Annotated in this window: 15 protein-coding genes; 8 read left to right on the top strand and 7 right to left on the bottom strand. The window is 68.8% G+C overall.

Going from position 1 to position 15,413, the window contains the following annotated elements; all coding sequences use genetic code 11:
* Positions 1-45: 45 nt before the first annotated feature.
* The 4 genes from trmB to E0W80_RS09010 all read left to right on the top strand — a co-directional run bounded on the left by trmB (position 46) and on the right by E0W80_RS09010 (position 3,219).
* Positions 46-771 carry a tRNA (guanosine(46)-N7)-methyltransferase TrmB gene (gene trmB, locus E0W80_RS09025; protein WP_131492179.1) on the top strand — a complete coding sequence of 242 codons (726 nt, stop codon included), beginning with the start codon at positions 46-48 and terminating at the stop codon, positions 769-771.
* Positions 768-1,628, top strand: coding sequence for a CPBP family intramembrane glutamic endopeptidase (locus tag E0W80_RS09020; protein WP_131492178.1), 861 nt, complete (start codon positions 768-770; stop codon positions 1,626-1,628). Before trmB ends, E0W80_RS09020 begins: the two co-directional genes overlap by 4 nt.
* Before the next feature lie 58 nt (positions 1,629-1,686).
* Positions 1,687-2,079 (top strand): DUF1304 domain-containing protein, encoded by a 393-nt coding sequence (locus tag E0W80_RS09015; RefSeq protein ID WP_131492177.1) that lies wholly within the window; start codon positions 1,687-1,689, stop codon positions 2,077-2,079.
* A 63-nt stretch (positions 2,080-2,142) separates the two neighbouring features.
* Positions 2,143-3,219, top strand: a complete 1,077-nt coding sequence (locus E0W80_RS09010) for a DNA polymerase IV (RefSeq protein ID WP_205802327.1) — start codon at positions 2,143-2,145, stop codon at positions 3,217-3,219.
* 42 nt (positions 3,220-3,261) lie between these two features.
* On the opposite strand, the gene E0W80_RS09005 is transcribed toward E0W80_RS09010, so the two are convergent.
* From E0W80_RS09005 to E0W80_RS08995, 3 genes are read right to left on the bottom strand one after another with little or no spacing between them, the layout of a single operon-like run.
* Positions 3,262-3,663, bottom strand: coding sequence for a RidA family protein (locus E0W80_RS09005; RefSeq protein WP_131492176.1), 402 nt, complete (start codon positions 3,661-3,663; stop codon positions 3,262-3,264).
* A 56-nt stretch (positions 3,664-3,719) separates the two neighbouring features.
* Positions 3,720-4,697, bottom strand: coding sequence for a zinc-binding dehydrogenase (locus tag E0W80_RS09000; protein ID WP_131492175.1), 978 nt, complete (start codon positions 4,695-4,697; stop codon positions 3,720-3,722).
* A gap of 26 nt (positions 4,698-4,723) precedes the next feature.
* Positions 4,724-5,191, bottom strand: a complete 468-nt coding sequence (locus E0W80_RS08995; RefSeq protein ID WP_194239209.1) for a MarR family transcriptional regulator — start codon at positions 5,189-5,191, stop codon at positions 4,724-4,726.
* A gap of 161 nt (positions 5,192-5,352) precedes the next feature.
* On the opposite strand from E0W80_RS08995, the gene E0W80_RS08990 reads away from it, so the two are divergent.
* A complete protein-coding gene (locus tag E0W80_RS08990) occupies positions 5,353-7,023 on the top strand; it encodes a SulP family inorganic anion transporter (protein ID WP_240740496.1) in 1,671 nt (556 codons plus the stop codon).
* A gap of 36 nt (positions 7,024-7,059) precedes the next feature.
* Here the strand turns inward: E0W80_RS08990 and E0W80_RS08985 are convergent, their stop codons facing one another.
* The 4 genes from E0W80_RS08985 to E0W80_RS08970 form a co-directional block, all read right to left on the bottom strand.
* A complete protein-coding gene (locus E0W80_RS08985) occupies positions 7,060-7,731 on the bottom strand; it encodes a GAP family protein (protein WP_131492173.1) in 672 nt (223 codons plus the stop codon).
* Complete coding sequence (locus tag E0W80_RS08980; protein WP_240740495.1) at positions 7,731-9,482, bottom strand: SulP family inorganic anion transporter; 1,752 nt, start codon at positions 9,480-9,482, stop codon at positions 7,731-7,733. Before E0W80_RS08980 ends, E0W80_RS08985 begins: the two co-directional genes overlap by 1 nt.
* A gap of 56 nt (positions 9,483-9,538) precedes the next feature.
* Positions 9,539-10,681: an AI-2E family transporter gene (locus E0W80_RS08975; RefSeq protein ID WP_227991590.1), complete on the bottom strand. Its 1,143-nt coding sequence runs from the start codon at positions 10,679-10,681 to the stop codon at positions 9,539-9,541.
* A 73-nt stretch (positions 10,682-10,754) separates the two neighbouring features.
* Complete coding sequence (locus tag E0W80_RS08970; protein WP_165875428.1) at positions 10,755-11,588, bottom strand: mechanosensitive ion channel domain-containing protein; 834 nt, start codon at positions 11,586-11,588, stop codon at positions 10,755-10,757.
* A gap of 144 nt (positions 11,589-11,732) precedes the next feature.
* Between E0W80_RS08970 and E0W80_RS08965 the strand changes: the two genes are divergently transcribed.
* The 3 genes from E0W80_RS08965 (at position 11,733) to E0W80_RS19360 (ending at position 15,402) form a co-directional block, all read left to right on the top strand.
* A complete protein-coding gene (locus E0W80_RS08965; protein ID WP_165875427.1) occupies positions 11,733-12,824 on the top strand; it encodes a DUF998 domain-containing protein in 1,092 nt (363 codons plus the stop codon).
* A gap of 122 nt (positions 12,825-12,946) precedes the next feature.
* The gene (locus E0W80_RS08960) at positions 12,947-14,989 is read left to right on the top strand and encodes an AAA family ATPase (RefSeq protein ID WP_240740494.1); all 2,043 of its coding nucleotides are present in this window, start codon (positions 12,947-12,949) and stop codon (positions 14,987-14,989) included.
* Positions 14,947-15,402, top strand: coding sequence for a helix-turn-helix transcriptional regulator (locus E0W80_RS19360; protein ID WP_240740493.1), 456 nt, complete (start codon positions 14,947-14,949; stop codon positions 15,400-15,402). Before E0W80_RS08960 ends, E0W80_RS19360 begins: the two co-directional genes overlap by 43 nt.
* Positions 15,403-15,413: the final 11 nt, after the last annotated feature.

The following is a 15,413-nucleotide window of genomic DNA, read 5'->3' as shown; positions in this document are numbered from 1 at the left end:
TCCGCGTGCGCCGGCGGACCCGGGCACGGCGACTACCCTGGAATCATGCCCGAACCCCGTACCTTCCGAGACGAACCGGTGTCGTTCGTACGCCGCAGCGGTCGGATGTCCGAGGCGCAGGAGCGCGCCTTCACCGAGCTCGGACCGCACTACCTGCTCGACGTCCCGCGCGACGTCGCCTGGACCTCGGTGCACCCGGAGGCGCGCCTCGATCCTGCGGCGGAGTACGGTCGCGAGTCCGACCTGTACGTCGAGATCGGCTCAGGGCAAGGGCACGCGATCGTCGCGGCGGCGTCGTCGCGCCCGCAGGATGACTTCCTCGCCGTCGAGGTGTTCCGCGCGGGGCTCGCCCGGACCATGCTCGATGCCGACCGTGAGGGTGCGCGCAATCTCCGTGTCGTCGAGGCGAACGCGCCCGAGGTGCTGTCGTCGTACCTGCCCGAGGGGGCGGCACGAGAGGTGTGGATCTTCTTCCCTGACCCCTGGCACAAGAAGCGGCACACCAAGCGTCGGCTCGTGCGGCCGGGCTTCGGTGACACCGCGGCGAGAGCGCTGCGTGATGGCGGCCTGCTGCGGCTTGCGACCGACTGGGAGGACTACGCGCTGCAGATGCGCGAGGTGCTCGATGCCGAACCCCTGTTCGAGCGCGCGTTCGACGGCGAGTGGGCCGAGCGTTTCGACGGTCGCGTCATGACCGCCTTCGAGCGTAAAGGCATCGCCAAAGGGCGCGATATCCGCGATCTCGTCTACCGGCGCCGGACCCGGCCATGACCGAGGCGCGGACCGCGGCGGCGACGTGGCCCGGTATCGTTCCCGCGGGGCTCGTCTGCGCCGCAGCTCCTGCCTTCTTCGTGGCGGAGATCCCGTGGCTCGGCTGGGTGCTGCTCGCTCTGGGCCTCGGTGCCGCCTGGGTGATCGAACACCGTCGGCCGTCCGAGAGCCGGATCGTCAGCGGGGGAGAGCAACGCCCCCCGTCGCTCGTCCGCGACCTCTCCCTGATCGCCGTCGGTCTGCTGATCGTCAGCATCATCCCGTTGGCCGCCGAGTTGGACAACCTCGCGATGCTGCGGTTCACGCTGGCTCTCGGCGGCGCGGTGGCCGTGCCCTACGTCATCTCGCGTTTCGTGTACCGCGATCGTGCGATCAGTTTCCCGTGGCGGACCCATCGTCGATGGGGGAGGCTCCAATGGGGATGGCTGGTGGCGGTGCTCGTCCTCGGCTGGCTGATCCTCCCCTTCTACTTCATCACGAGCGGCGTCTACCAGAACTGGCCCGTGGTCGACACTCCCGACCTCATCGCGCGGCTCTTCGTCGGAGTGGGTGCCGTCGGCATCTGGGACGAGCTGTTCTTCATCTGCACGGTGTTCGCTCTGCTCCGTCGCCATTTCCCGAACGTGATCGCGAACCTGCTCCAGGCCGTCGTGTTCGTCTCGTTCCTGTGGGAGCTGGGGTACCGGGAGTGGGGTCCGCTGCTCACGATCCCGTTCGCGCTCCTGCAGGGATACATCTTCCTGCGCACCCATTCGCTCGCGTACGTGGTCACCGTGCATCTGCTGTTCGACGCCGTCGTGTTCGCGGTGCTCGTCCACGCGCACAACCCGGGGCTGCTTCCGATCTTCCTGGTCTGAGCACGCGCGGAGACCTCGCGGGCTTGCCGGGTGAGCTCTCGGACGAGAGAATCAGCCCATGCTCATCGTCGGTCTCGTCCTCGCCGCAGCTGCCGCTGCGTTCCATGTGTTCATCTTCGCGCTCGAGTCGCTGAGGTGGACCGAACCCGAGACCAGGAAGATCTTCGGCGTCGCCAGCGAGGCGGACGCCGTCACGATGAAGCAGCTCGCCTTCAACCAGGGGTTCTACAACCTCTTCCTGGCGCTGACGACGTTGCTCGGCATCGGTCTCGTGATCGTGGGAGCCGAGACGGTCGGTCTGACCCTGGTGTTCGCGGGCACGGCCATGATGCTCGCCGCCGCACTCGTCCTGGTGCTCGCGGACCGCACGAAGGCTCGCGCCGCGACGATGCAGGGGACGCTACCTCTGCTCGCCGTGATCGTGACTGCGATCGGCGTCTCGATCTCCTGACGCGCGCCCGGGGTCGCCCGGGAACGGGGTGACAGACGCTCTCTCACCCGGCACACTCGTGTCATGGCCGACTGGGTGCTGCACGTGGACATGGATCAGTTCATCGCCGCGGTCGAGGTGCTGCGGCGGCCCGAGCTCGCCGGACGCCCGGTGATCGTGGGCGGACGGGGGGATCCCACCGAGCGAGCCGTCGTGTCGACCGCGTCGTATGAGGCACGTGCCTTCGGCATCGGCTCGGGGATGCCGCTGAAGATCGCGGCACGCAAGGCCCCAGAGGACGCCGTGTTCCTCCCGGTCGATCACCAGGCGTACGAGATCGCCTCCGCGGACGTGATGGCTGCGCTTCGTGCGCTGCCGGAGGTCGTGGTGGAGGTCGTCGGATGGGACGAGTGCTTCCTCGGTGTGAGTACGGACGACCCCGAGAGCGTGGCGCGGGCTGCACAGGAGGCTGTGCGTGAGGCGACGGAGCTGCACTGCTCGGTCGGCATCGGCGACAACAAGGTGCGGGCCAAGATCGCGACGGAGTTCGGCAAACCCCGCGGGGTCTTCCGGCTCACCGAAGCGAACTGGTTCGACGTCATGGGCGACAGACCGACGCGTGATCTCTGGGGCGTCGGCTCGAAGGTGCAGAAGCGTCTGGCTGCACGTGGCATCTCGACCGTCCGGGAACTCGCGGACGCCGAGGAGGCGATTCTCGTCGAGGAGTTCGGCCCGCGGATGGGGGTCTGGTATCACGGACTCGGATCCGGTCAGGGGCCTGCCGTCGTCGATGACACGCCGTGGGTCGCTCGCAGCCACAGCCGGGAGACGACCTACCAGCAGAACCTCACGACACCGGACCAGATCGAGCGGGCCGTTCGCGAGCTCGCCGTCCAGGCTTTCGATGACTGCACCGCCGAGGGTAGGCCGGTCGTGCGTGTGCATCTGAAGGTTCGTTACGCGCCCTTCGAGACGAAGACGCTCGGTCGGAAGCTGCCGGGTGCGACCGAGGATCGTGAGGAGTTCGTGGCGGCGGCCCTCGCGCTGGCGGCGACCCTCGACGCCGAGCGCGAGGTCCGTCTTCTCGGTGTGCGCGCGGAGATGACGATGCCCGATGCCGCGGACGACACCGGGCGCACGCCGGTCCGCGGAAGGATCTGACTCCTCCTCCGGGCACGGCGGCTCCGATCGAGGATCTCCGGGTCAGTCGCGGATGACTGCGGCGACCGCGCTCACCTCGATGAGAGCCCCGGGGACACCGAGGCCCGCGACGAGGGCCGCGGTGACCAGGGGCGGGGCGCCGTCTCTGGCGAGCCTCGACGCGACGGCGCCGTAGGCCGCGCGGAGATCCGCATCCTGACGGATCAGCACGGTCCAACTGATGACGTCGGCGAGTCCAGCGCCCGCCGACTCGAGGGCGATGCGGGCGTTCTCGACGGCGCGGAGAGACTGCTCCGCGGCATCCGTGGATACGACCGCGCCGGTCGTATCCACACCGTTCTGGCCACCGACGTAGATCGTGGTCGCACCCGGCGGCACGACGGCGACGTGACTGAAGGCGGGGCTGGCGACGAGCCCTTCGGGCTGCATGAGGGTGATCTCCATGGCCACACTCTGCCGCGGGGAACCGACATCACCGGCCCCGCCCTCGGATCGCGGGATCAGAAGCGCAACAGCACCTTGCCGACGCGCCCCGGGGTGTTGCTCGCCTGTACCGCCGCGCGGATGTCTCCCGCGTCGAAGGTTCCCGCCACGGGAAGCGTCAGGCTGCCGTCGCCGACCCGCTGGATCAGCTCACCGAACAGCTCGCCGCGCACGCTCGGGTCGAGCTGCGGGATCACCTTGCTGCCCCAGAAGCCCTTCACCGTCGCCTGCGTGAAGATCACGTCGGAGGAAGCGATCTCCATGGTCGGAGAGTTCATCGCCCCGAAGGCGACGAGAGTGCCTCCCTCGGCGAGGAGCGAGAGGACGTCTCCCGCGGAGGAACCGCCGACCGAGTCCACGCCGGCGACGATGGGTGCTCCACCGGTGATGTGCGCGACCTGCTCGCGCCAGTCGTCCTGATCGGTGGCGACCACATCGTCGATGCCCTGCGCCCGCAGCTCCTCGACTCCTGCTCCACGGCGGACGAGGCCGAGGACGCGGACGCCTCGTGCGGCTCCGAGCTGCGCGAGCATTCGACCGACGGCGCCGTTCGCCGCGTTCTGCACGATCCACTGGCCCGGCTCCACGTCGAGGAACCGCAGCAGGGCGATCGTGCTGAACGGCATCGAGACGAGCTGCGCGGCGCTCTCGTCCGAGAGCGAATCGGGAACCGCGATCAGGCCGGCCGCGTTCGCGAGGAAGTACTCCGACCAGGCGCCGAATGTGCCGCCAGTGGCGACCCGCTGACCGACGACGAGGTTGTCGACGCCGTCCCCGATCGCGTCGACGACGCCGAGCGCCTCGGTGCCGGACGCCGCGGGGAGCTCGGGCGTGAAGCCGTAGGTGCCGCGGACCGTCCACAGATCGTGGTTGTGGATGGGGGAGAGCACCGTCCGGAGGCGGACCTGGCCCGCGCCCGGTTCCGGGAGCGGGCGGTCTTCGATCCGGAGGACCTGCTCGGGATCACCGAACGTCTGGTGGATGAGTGCGCGCATGGGGTTCCGTTCCTGTGTGAATGAATTCAACGAGGGTCGTCCGTGTCGACGGACGTGGCGAGGCCGGCGGTCACCCGCTGGAGTCGGTCGGTGATGTCCCGCAGCTCGGTGATGAGCGCGCGGCGGTGATCGTCGTCGCGGAGACCGGCGGCTTCGGCGACGGCGGCATGAATGGGCGCCACCTCCGCACGAAGCTCGTTCCCTCTCGCGGTGAGCTGCACCGTCACGACACGCTCATCGGTCCGGCTGCGGGATCGCTCCACGAGACCGGCCTGTTCGAGGCGTCGCACGAGTGGCGAGAGCGTGCCCGAGTCGAGGCGCATCACCTCGCCGAGCGATCCGATGGTCTGCTCGCCGTCGAGCCACAGCGCCGCGAGCACGAGGTACTGCGGGTAGGTGAGTCCCCAGGGCGCGAGCAGTGCCCGATACGCCTGAGTGGTGGCGCGGGCAGCGGAGTACAGCGAGAAGCACACCATTTCATCGGTCATGGCCATAAGGTAATGCTTGCACACAAGTCAGTTGTGCACAACTTAATCTCTCGGACCGCCTCGTGAGCCGTACGCCACCCCACCCGCGGCGGGTGAGGATCCTCGCGTCGACCACGGTCGGTCGCAGTACGCTCGGGCCATCGGACCGCCGGAAGCAGGTGAGCGCAGTGAGAAGACCGTCGTGGTTCTTCAGCACGCTCGACGGCTACCGGCACCGCTGGATCGCGCGCGACGTCATCGCTGGACTGTCGGCGGGGGCTGCCGTGATCCCGCAAGCGATGGCCTACGCGACGATCGCCGATCTCCCGGTCCAAGTGGGTCTGTACACGTGCATCCTGCCGATGCTCGTCTATGCGTTCCTCGGCGGCAGCCGGGCGATGAGCGTCTCGACGACGTCGACGATCGCGACTCTCACCGCGACGACTCTCGTCACCGCGGGCGTGGCCGCCGGCGCCGATGACGCGATCGGCGCCCTCATGACGCTGACGCTTCTTGTCGGAGTGACCCTTCTCCTCGCTCGGTTGTGTCGACTCGGGTCGCTCGTGGAGAACATCAGCGGCGCCACGGTGCTGGGGCTCAAGATCGGCGTCGGCGCAACGGTCGCCGTCGGGCAACTGCCCACGCTGCTGGGCCAGAGCGAGGACTTCTCCGGACATGGCTTCTTCCGGTCGCTCGCGGCTGTCGGGCACGCTCTCGACAGCGTGAACTGGCCGACACTGGCCCTGTCGGTCGGCTCGATCGCCGCGCTGCTCGTCCTGAAGCTCGTCGCCCCGAAGATCCCCGGAACACTCGTCGTCGTGGTCGGCGGCATCCTCCTCGTCGGGCTCGGGGGCATCGATGAGCTCGGCGTCCGCCTGATCGCGCCCGTCCCGAGCGGGCTCCCCGTTCCCGGCATCCCCGACCTCGCACGGATCCCCGTGTTGCTCCCGGGTGCGCTCGCCATCGCGGTCATGGCCTTCCTCGAGTCCGCAGCGGTGGCTCGGAGTCTCCGCGCGGCGACCGATCGTCAGGTCGACAGCGACCAGGAGCTTCTCGCGACCGGGGCGGCGAACACGGTCGGCGCGTTCTTCGGCACCATGCCGGCGGCGGGCGGGTTCTCGCAGAGCGCCGTCAATCGGAGTGCGGGCGCCACGTCGCAGCTGGCGACGGTGGTGACGGTCGTGCTCGCCCTCCTCGTGTCGTTGTTCCTCGGCCCCGTGCTGAGTCTGTTGCCGGAGGCGACCCTGGCGGCGATGGTCTTCGTGGCGGTCGCAGGTCTCATCGACATCCCCGAGCTGCTGCGGTGGGCACGGATCAGTCGGGTGGACTTCTGGGTCGCCCTGTCCGTCGCTGTCCTCGGGCTCACGGCAGGGCTCCTCCCGGCCGTCGCGGTCGGAGTCGTCGTCACCCTGATCCTCGTGCTGCGCGAGTTGAACGTGCCGAAGGTGCGCGTGGTGGGCAGGAACGACGGGGTGCTCGGCGTCGACCTCGAACGGGGGCTCTACACCGCCAACGCGCTGGTCAACGAGCGCCGAGTGCTCGAGCTCGTCGATCGCGAGAGCGAGCCCATCCGCGCGCTCGTGCTCGGGCTGCGACAGCAGGAAGTCATGACGATCACGGTGCTCGACGCCCTCGAAGACCTTGATCGCGAGCTGGCGCAGCGCGGTGTCTCCCTGCACCTGGCTGCGCTTCCGGAACCGGCGACGGCGGTCGCGGAGCACACCCCCTGGTTCCTGCGGCTCTCCGCCGCTGGGAGGGTGCATGTCTCCGTACGAGACGGGATCGCGTCGATCGCCGCGACGCATACGGATGCCGCGCTCGACGCCGTGCCTCCTGCCGAACCCGACGAACCACGCTGACCGTCGGTCTCACGTTCGCCTGGTGCGGGACATCGGTCAGAAACTGCCGATGCCCTTTCCGACCATCGACATCCCGATCACCAGGAGGAGCACCGCCATGATGACCGCGTTCTCGGTGGCGAGCCAGCCGCGCAGGGCGTTCAGAGGCGCTCGAAGCCGGTCTGCCGCGATGAGGTAGCCGATCACCGGGACGAGCACCGTCGAGGCCGCGATGAGCGTGTAGACGACCACCACGAGGACCGTCGAGCCGACGGGAAGAGCCGCAGCGCCGATGTCGGTGCCGGAGCCGGCCGCCATGATGAGATTCTTCGGATTGACCGCAGAAAGCAGGAAGCCGAGTCCGAAGGCGACCGGGAAGGTGATCGTGTCGATCGCCTTCATCCACTTCGGCAGGGCCGCCTCTTCGCCCGCTTTCGGACGTTTGCGCCACTGTCCGAACGCGAGCACGAAGAGGAGCACCCCGAGCAGGAGCTGCACGACGCCGCGGATCGGACGGGAAGCGTCCGGGTCCTCCTCCGGGAGGATGGCGAACAGCAGCGTGAAGACCGTCACCGCCACGACGATGCCGATCACCCACCCGAGCAGGAAGCCCACACTCGTGACGCGGGCCTTCGGCGAGAGCAGCATGAGGATCGCCGCGATGATCGGGATCGGGCTGATCGCCACGCCGAGGGCGAGCGGGAGGATCTCTCCGATGACGGTGCCCATCAGTGACCTGCTTTCCTTGAGGACGTGGGCTCCGCCGACGGCGGGGCCAGGTGGCTGATCGCGGCGCGGTTGGTCGAGAAGACCTCTTCCGTGTCGAGCAACCCGAGGCTGGTGAGACGGTGCAGCGTCTTGGGGCGGACTCGGCTGTACGCGAGCGAGATGGATTGCGACGCGAGCCATTCCTTGAGCGCGGTGAAGGACTCCGCTCCGGTGACGTCCACATCGGTCACGGCCTCCATGTCGACGACGAGGTGGTGGACCGAGTCCGTTCCGGCCGAGCGGATCGCCTCCTTCACCGCGGTGGAGAAGACGGCGCCGTTCGCGAAGAACAGGGGGGCCGCGAGACGGATCACGATCACTCCCGGGGCGGTGACGTTCCCCGCGGGGGCGTCTTCGAGCAGGGACTCGCCGGGGTCGCCGCTGGATTCCAGGACATCGATCGCCGGATGCGAGGCGCGCTTGGCGAGGTTGATGAGCGCGAGCACGAAGGCGACCAGGATGCCCGCGATCGAACCGACGAAGAGCGTGGTGAGGAAGCAGGTCGCCCCGATGAGGAACTCGAACCGATCCTTGCGCCACAGATCGATGAAGTCGCGCACGCCGAGAAGCGGGATGATGGCCACGCCCACGATCGCGCCGATCGCGGGGGAGGGGATGTCGGCCAACAGCGCCGTGCCGAACAGGAGGAGCAGCAGGGTTCCCGCCGCGAGGATCAGAGCGGGGAACTGTGTGCGGGATCCGGCCTGATCCATCGCCGCGGTGCGGGAGGTCGAGGAGCCCACCGCGAAGCTGCCCTGCGCCCCCGCGGCGATGTTGGAGATGCCGAACGCGAACAGGTCACGGTTCGCGCGGAACGGATAGCCGTGTTTCTCGGAATAGGAGCGGGAGACGAGCAGACCCTCCGCCGTCGTCACCAGCGTGAGCGCGATCGCGGAGGGCACCAGCGCGAGCCACAGCGACCAGTCGATCATGGGCCAGGTCAGCACCGGCGGCCCCGCGGGAACCTCACCGAGCACATCCACCCCTCGCTGATCGAGGCCGGTCAGGACGACCACGAGCGTGGTCACGACCAGCACGATCAGCGCCCACGGGACCGCGCGCAGGAAGCGGCGCCCCAGCAGCAGGACGGCCACCGAGCAGACGGAGATCAGGACGGCCCAGCCGTTGAGGGTCGTGAAGCCTCCCACGAGATCGGCGATCTTGCCGGTGAACTCCTTCCCGGAGTCGATCTTGACGCCCAGCATCTTCGCCACCTGGCTCACCATGATGTCGAGCGCGAGGCCGCCCACGAAGCCGACGAGGATCGGCTTCGACAGGAAGTTCGCCAGGAAGCCGAGCTTGAACACGGCCAGAAGCACGAACATCACCCCGCAGATGATCGCCTGCGCGAGCGCCAGGGTGGCGTAGTCGGCGCTGCCCGCGGCGGCCAGACCACCGATCGACGAGGCGACGAGCGCGGCGGCCGCGGCATCCGGAGACGCGACGAGCTGGCGTGAGGAGACGACCAGGGCATACACGATCGTCGGCACCACGAGGGCGTAGAGCCCCGCGGTCGGCGGGAGACCGGCGATCTGTGCGTAGCCGATGTTCAGGGGGATGGCGATCGCGAGCAGCGTCACACCCGCGGTCAGCTCGGTCATGAAGTTCCGCCCGGTGAGCCCCGCGAGTGGTCGTTGCACGTCGCCTCCCTCCGTCGCACCCGGTCGGGCGCGTTCGCGTCCACCATCCCAGTCCGGGAAGACGGTGGCCACCAGGGCCTAACCTCCCTCGGGTGATACTCCGACGGAGTGGATCGGGGCACGGGAGGTCAGACGCTGCGTCGAATCCGTCGCCGCAGACGGCCTCGGGGCTGGGGGTCCGGCTCCGGGTCCGGAATCGTGGGCACGGCCGTGCGATCCCCGGACAGCCAGCGCACCCAGGTGGTCCCCGGATCGCCTTCGAGCACGAGTGCGCGTGCCAGCAGGGTGAGCGGGATCGAGAGGATCGCGCCGAGGGGCCCGATGATGAACGTCCAGAAGATCACCGAGAAGAAGCTGAGCGTGAGGCTGAGGTCGACCGCGTCGCTGACGAACTTCGGCTGCACGAGAACCTGGAGCACCACGTTCACGACGCAGTACACGACGACCACACCGAGGAGGAGCGGCCAGCCGCCGACCGCGTACGCGAGGATCGCCGGGGGGACGAGTCCGAGGACGAATCCGATGTTCGGGATGAAGTTCGTCACGAACGCGAGGATCGCCCAGACGACGGGTGCGGGAACGCCCATCCACCACAGCGCCAGGCCATCGATGATCGCGACGATGGCGCCGAAGGTGGCGTTGACGATGTAGTAGCGACGGATTCCGGAACTGAGGTGGGTGATGCGCGCGATCACCGCACCCTTCGAAGCGCCGAAGAGTTCGGGCGCCTGCCGGTATCGTGCCGCGTCGGCCGCCATGAAGATGATGTAGGCGCAGACGAAGAACAGCGCGGTCGCGACGCTGAGCACGGTGCCGCCGATGCTGCGCACGAGGCCCAGCAGAGTGGTGGGATCCAGCACGGAGGCTGCCGCATCCGAGGCCTGCTCGTCCAGGCCCAGGGCCTGCAGCCAGGCGATGAACTCGTCGGCGGTGTTCGCCAGGCCTCCCTCCGAGACGAGATCGCCGACGAGCCGTGCGAACTGTGTACCGGCGAGCCAGAGCAGGGCGCCCATCGCCAGGAGGATCAGGTAGGCGACGACGATGACGGCGGTCGTGCTCGCCCACCGTGGCCATTCGCGGCGGTCGAGCGGGCGACGGAGGGGTTCGCAGATGATCACGATCACGATCGCGAGAGCCAGCGGTCCGAAGATGTCGCGCACGAAGTACACGCCCGCCAGCGTGACCACGCTCGCCGCGAGTACCAGGAGCACTCGAAGACTGGGGGAGAGCATCCGATCGCCGGAGCCCCCGGGCGGTGATGAGGTGGTCACGCGGCCAGCGTAGCCGTCGCTCGCGGGTGATCGCGCTCGCCTCGCGGATGGCACCGCGGACGGATGCCGGCGCTCAGTACGGCTCGGGCGGGACGAGGGGCGGCGTGCTCTGCTCCGGCGCCACCACGCTGCGCAGGCCGGCCGCTTCCAGTGCCTCGGCGACTGCGCGCACGGTGTCGGAGACGACGGTGGCGCCGTGCAGGGGGTGATGCCAGACCTGGAGTTCCAGCATCCATCGGGTCGGGGAGACTGAGCTGATGCGCACACCCGGGCGCTCGCGCGTGTGCACACCGTCGACGGTGGCCGCCGCGTCGGTGATGATCCCGATCACCTCGTCCAGGTCGAGGTCGTCGGACCGCGCGATCCTGACTTCCAGCGCGCTTCGACGCGCCCCGTGTCGGGAGTTGTTCACGAGCACGCCGGTGAGCAGCGCGGCATTGGGCACGTGCACCGTGCGCCCGTCCACCGTGGTGAGGATCACCGCGCGTCCGTTGAGCTCCTGCACCTTGCCGCGGATCTCCCCGTCCGGGCCGTCGATCGCGATCTCCTCGCCGATCTTCACCGACTGGCGGGACTGGATCAGGACGCCCGCCGCGAAGTTGTCCGCGACACCTCGCAGCACCAGGATCAGGACGACGACCGCGATGGCCGTCATCGCCAGCAGCGGCTGCACATTCGCGCCGAGGAAGGCCAGGCCGACCCCGATGCCGACCAGGAGCAGTGCGTACTGGGTGAATCGCGCGGCGAGCTGCGCCACGGAGTCCGAGATGCCGGGTGTCCGGGTCGTGAGCTTCAGAACGCCTTTGCGCGCGAACCGCGACAGCAGCCACCCGACGAGCACCGACAGCACCGCCAGCCCGATCTGCAGGGCGGAGAGGCCGTCGGGGAACAGGTCCTCCAGAGTCACGATCGCGGCTCCTTCGGGCTCGTCCGGGTCATCCGCCTCATGCGACAAGGATGCGCCGACCCGGTCGCAGCGCGTGCGCCGCGGTCACCCCGCGCGGGTGAGCCCGGCGGTGCGGTGGCGTGTGACCGCCGGGACACTGGGCCCATGTCCACGACTCCGCCGACGCCGGATCTGCTGACGGCCGCACGCTCGCGCGGAGCGACGAGAGAGCGTGCGCGGGAGGCCATCGGGCTCCAGATCTCGATCTTCGCCTTCATCCTCGCGGCACTCGTCGCCCTCCCCGTCTTCGGTCTGCGCTCAGCGCCGATCTCCGGCCCCGACTCGCTCGGCCAGTTCGTCGCACTGATGTCGGCAGTCACGGCGATCGTCGTCTTCGTGCTGGGGCGGATCATTGCCGCCGATCCCGCGCGGGAGAAGCGGCTCGGCGTGCTCGACATCATCGACATCGCGGCTTTCGCGTTCGCCCATGCCATGATCGCGCTGCTCGGATGGACGCTCGCGGCGACGATCATGGAGCAGGGGCTCCTCGGAGCCGTGGTGTATCCGATACCCGTGCTGATGCTGGCCGGAGCCGCCGCGGCGCTCACCGCGTACGTGACCTACTACTCCGCGACCCACCTCGATCTGCAGCTGTTGGCGACGGTGCTCGCCGTGTTCCTCGTGCTCGGAGTCCTCGCGAGCATGCTCACCGCGAGCGATCCGCAGTGGTGGAAGGAGAATCTGAGTGCCCTCGGTATGACCGACGATCTTTCGGCGCGCGCCTTCAATCTGACGTTGATCGTCGCCGGCATCCTCGTGACGACGCTGGCCCGCTACGCCACGCGGGGCATCCCAACCACGCATCCACGCGGAGTGGTCGCCGTGCGGACGTGCCTCGTCATCGTGGGAATCTTTCTCGGCCTCGTCGGCGTGTTCCCCGTCGATCAGCACTTCGCGCTGCACACGGGCGTGGCCTCGGGCATGGTCGTCGCGTACGCCGTGCTCGTGGTCGCCATCCGGCGATGGATCCCCGGTGTCTCCCGCACGTTCGTCATCCTCGGCTACGTGTTCATCCTGCTGATCCTGCTGCTCTCGGTGTTCTTCGCCGTCGGCTATTACACGCTCACCGCGGTCGAGCTGGTGGCGGGGACGGTCGTCTTCAGCTGGATCATCCTCTTCATCCGCACGGCCGATGCGCTCAAGCGCGACGCGGAGCGAGAGGCTTCGGACGGCGGAACTCGACGAAAGTCACCTTGAAGGGCTAACCGATACGCCAGTACCTTGGTGCCATGTCGCCCCCCGTACGCTCGACGACGCCGGGACCGACGGTGCGATTCCGACCGCCGGCACCGCAACCAGGCGCCATCCGTCGCGAACGCGTGAGCGACGCGCTTGAGGCGGCAGCGGCGGCGGACTCGCTGGTCGTGGTCAGTGCCCCCAGCGGATTCGGCAAGACCACCGCCGTCGCTGACTGGGCTTCCGGGCTCGAGCAGGTCGCCTGGTTGGGCCTCAGCTCGTTCGACTGCGATCCGTCGCGGCTGACGCAGGGAGTCGTGCACGCCCTGCTGGTCGGGGCCGAGAGAGTAGGGCGGTCGCTGGCCATCTCTCGGGACCTGGACGACCCGAGTCACGCCTACCAGGAGATCTGCAGCGCCTTCGAGGGCGTCGATGACCGCGTGCACCTGATCATCGACGACGCGCAGCGCGCCGGGGAGGACTGGCGTCGGGGTCTCCTCGGCATGCTCGCGGAGCAGGGTCCGGACAACCTGCGGATCGTCCTCGTCGGCACGACGCTGCTCGAGGTCACGCTCTCCCGGCATCGGATCACGCATCCGGACGCCTTCGTGGGCGCGGAGACCCTCAGCTTCACGGCGCCGGAGGTGGAGCGTCTGCAGGCGTCGGCGGCGAACGGTCTCGCCGCCGACACGATCTTCGAGGAGACCAGGGGCTGGCCGATCGCCGTCCGCCTGATGATGATCGGTGGGGCTCGACCGGACTCCGTGGCGCAGAGCGCTTCGGGCTTTCTCGGCGCCTACGTCCGCGAACATGTGCTCGGCGCATTGCCACCGGGCGTGGCCGACTTCGTGCTCGACGCGAGTGTCTGCGGCGAGCTCACCCCGGAGCTGGCCGCTGCGGTCACGGAGCGTCCCGACGCGGCCGAACTCCTCGAGACGTGCGTACGGCTCGGTCTCTTCCTCGACCGGTTCGACGGTTCGCACGGGGTCGTGTACCGCTGGCACGCCTCGTTCGCACGACAGTGCGCGGAGATCGTGCGGCTCGATGCCGTACGCGCCGCCGCCTGCCATCGTCGTGCGGCGAGCGCGCTCGAGGGGACTGATCCCATCGCGTCGATCGCGCATTCGCTCCGCGCAGGGGAGTCCGTGACCGCGAGAGACACGTTGCTGCGCCATTGGCTCGGTCTCGTCGTGGGGACGAGTGCCGCCGAGGTCGAGCGCACGGCGGTGGAGATGCTGCATCGAACCCCCGACGACGCGCAGGTCCTCCTCGTCCGCGCCTGCGCGAGTGACGTGTTGGGCGACCATCGTGTGGCGCGCGAGCTGTTCCGCCGCGCCGAGGCGACGGTGGCCCGGACGTGCGAGGGAGCGGAACCCCCGGTCCTGCTCATCGCCCGGCTGTTCATCGCGGATGAACGCACCGAGGTCGCTGAGGCGAGCGCCAGAGTGCGCCGGATGCTCCTCGAGGGGGATTCGACCGAACTCGGGGATCGCGCGGCGCTCAACTATCTCCTCGGCTGGACCGAGATTCGTCATCGCGGCAACCCGATGATTCCGTTGGAGTACTTCTCGGTCGCCGCCAGGGAGGCGCAGACCTCCGGGGACCGCGAACTGGCGAAGCGCTCGCTCGGGCATCTCGCCTTCGGTCAGACGTGGGCCGGCCGTCTCACCGACGCACGGGTGTCCCTCGCCGCCGCGTACGACGTCGAGGACGCCACCCTTCCCTGGAGCACGTACGCCGGAGGGAGCGCAGCGACGGCCTCGGGCTATGTCGCGTACTGGTCGGGCGAGTTCGCCGAGGCGATCCGGGAGTTCGGCACGGTGATCGCCAACGGGGGTTCCGACCGATCCTTCACGAGCGTCGCGCGCATGATGACCGCCTACGCGGCGGCGGAGACGGGCGACGTCGCTGCGTGCCGTCGCGCGGCGATCGGCATCCAGGACATTCCCCTCGAGGTGATCCACGGCATCTCCTGGCCGGCATTCCGGGAGTCGTCGGTCGCTCTGCTCGAGGAGACGGTCGGGCGTCAGGATCGGGCGATGCGGATCGCCAGGAAGTACATCCAGTGCCCGGATCTCCCCGTCGTCAACGTCGCGCTCGCGGGGTCCTGCGTCGGGCCGGCGAATACTCCGCGGCGCTGGAGATGCTGCGCTCGCTCCGTCAGTTCAGCGAGATCTCCTACGTGAAGTCGGCGACACTGATCACGGCTGCAGTGCTGCGCCGGCAGGGTGGTCATCACGACGAGGCGCACGATCTGTGCGAGGCGGCGGTCGCCGTCGCTTCCGGCGAGAACATCCGGCTTCCCTTCGGGCCTCGCGAGACGGCGGTGCGCAAGCTGCTGGGCGAACACGTCCACTTCGGCACGCAGTTCGAGGATTTCATCGGACGCTGCCTCGCGAACGATGCCGCCGGTTCGCTGGTGGAGACGCTCTCGGAGCGGGAGCGGGATGTCTTCCAACAGCTGCAGACCGCGCGGACGCTGCACGAGATCGCTCGAGAGCTGGCGGTGTCGATCAACACGGTAAAGACGCACCAGAGGGCGATCTATCGCAAGCTCGGGGTGTCCTCGCGGCGTGAGGCCGTGCGCACCACGGTCTGAGCCCCCCGCAC

It is taken from the genome of Microbacterium sp. PI-1, assembly GCF_004337555.1.
Taxonomy (GTDB): domain Bacteria; phylum Actinomycetota; class Actinomycetes; order Actinomycetales; family Microbacteriaceae; genus Microbacterium; species Microbacterium aurugineum.
The sequence above is the reverse complement of the archived record's forward strand: the minus strand, read 5'-3'. Positions and strand labels throughout refer to the sequence as shown.

Coding starts and splice junctions, on each gene's coding strand:
- E0W80_RS09015 (WP_131492177.1), top strand. CDS start 1,687: ATGCTCATCGTCGGTCTCGTCCTCGCCGCAGCTGCCGCTGCGTTCCAT.
- E0W80_RS09005 (WP_131492176.1), bottom strand. CDS start 3,663: ATGGAGATCACCCTCATGCAGCCCGAAGGGCTCGTCGCCAGCCCCGCC.
- E0W80_RS08995 (WP_194239209.1), bottom strand. CDS start 5,191: ATGGCCATGACCGATGAAATGGTGTGCTTCTCGCTGTACTCCGCTGCC.
- E0W80_RS08965 (WP_165875427.1), top strand. CDS start 11,733: ATGTCCACGACTCCGCCGACGCCGGATCTGCTGACGGCCGCACGCTCG.
- trmB (WP_131492179.1), top strand. CDS start 46: ATGCCCGAACCCCGTACCTTCCGAGACGAACCGGTGTCGTTCGTACGC.
- E0W80_RS09010 (WP_205802327.1), top strand. CDS start 2,143: ATGGCCGACTGGGTGCTGCACGTGGACATGGATCAGTTCATCGCCGCG.
- E0W80_RS19360 (WP_240740493.1), top strand. CDS start 14,947: ATGCTGCGCTCGCTCCGTCAGTTCAGCGAGATCTCCTACGTGAAGTCG.
- E0W80_RS08985 (WP_131492173.1), bottom strand. CDS start 7,731: ATGGGCACCGTCATCGGAGAGATCCTCCCGCTCGCCCTCGGCGTGGCG.
- E0W80_RS09000 (WP_131492175.1), bottom strand. CDS start 4,697: ATGCGCGCACTCATCCACCAGACGTTCGGTGATCCCGAGCAGGTCCTC.
- E0W80_RS09020 (WP_131492178.1), top strand. CDS start 768: ATGACCGAGGCGCGGACCGCGGCGGCGACGTGGCCCGGTATCGTTCCC.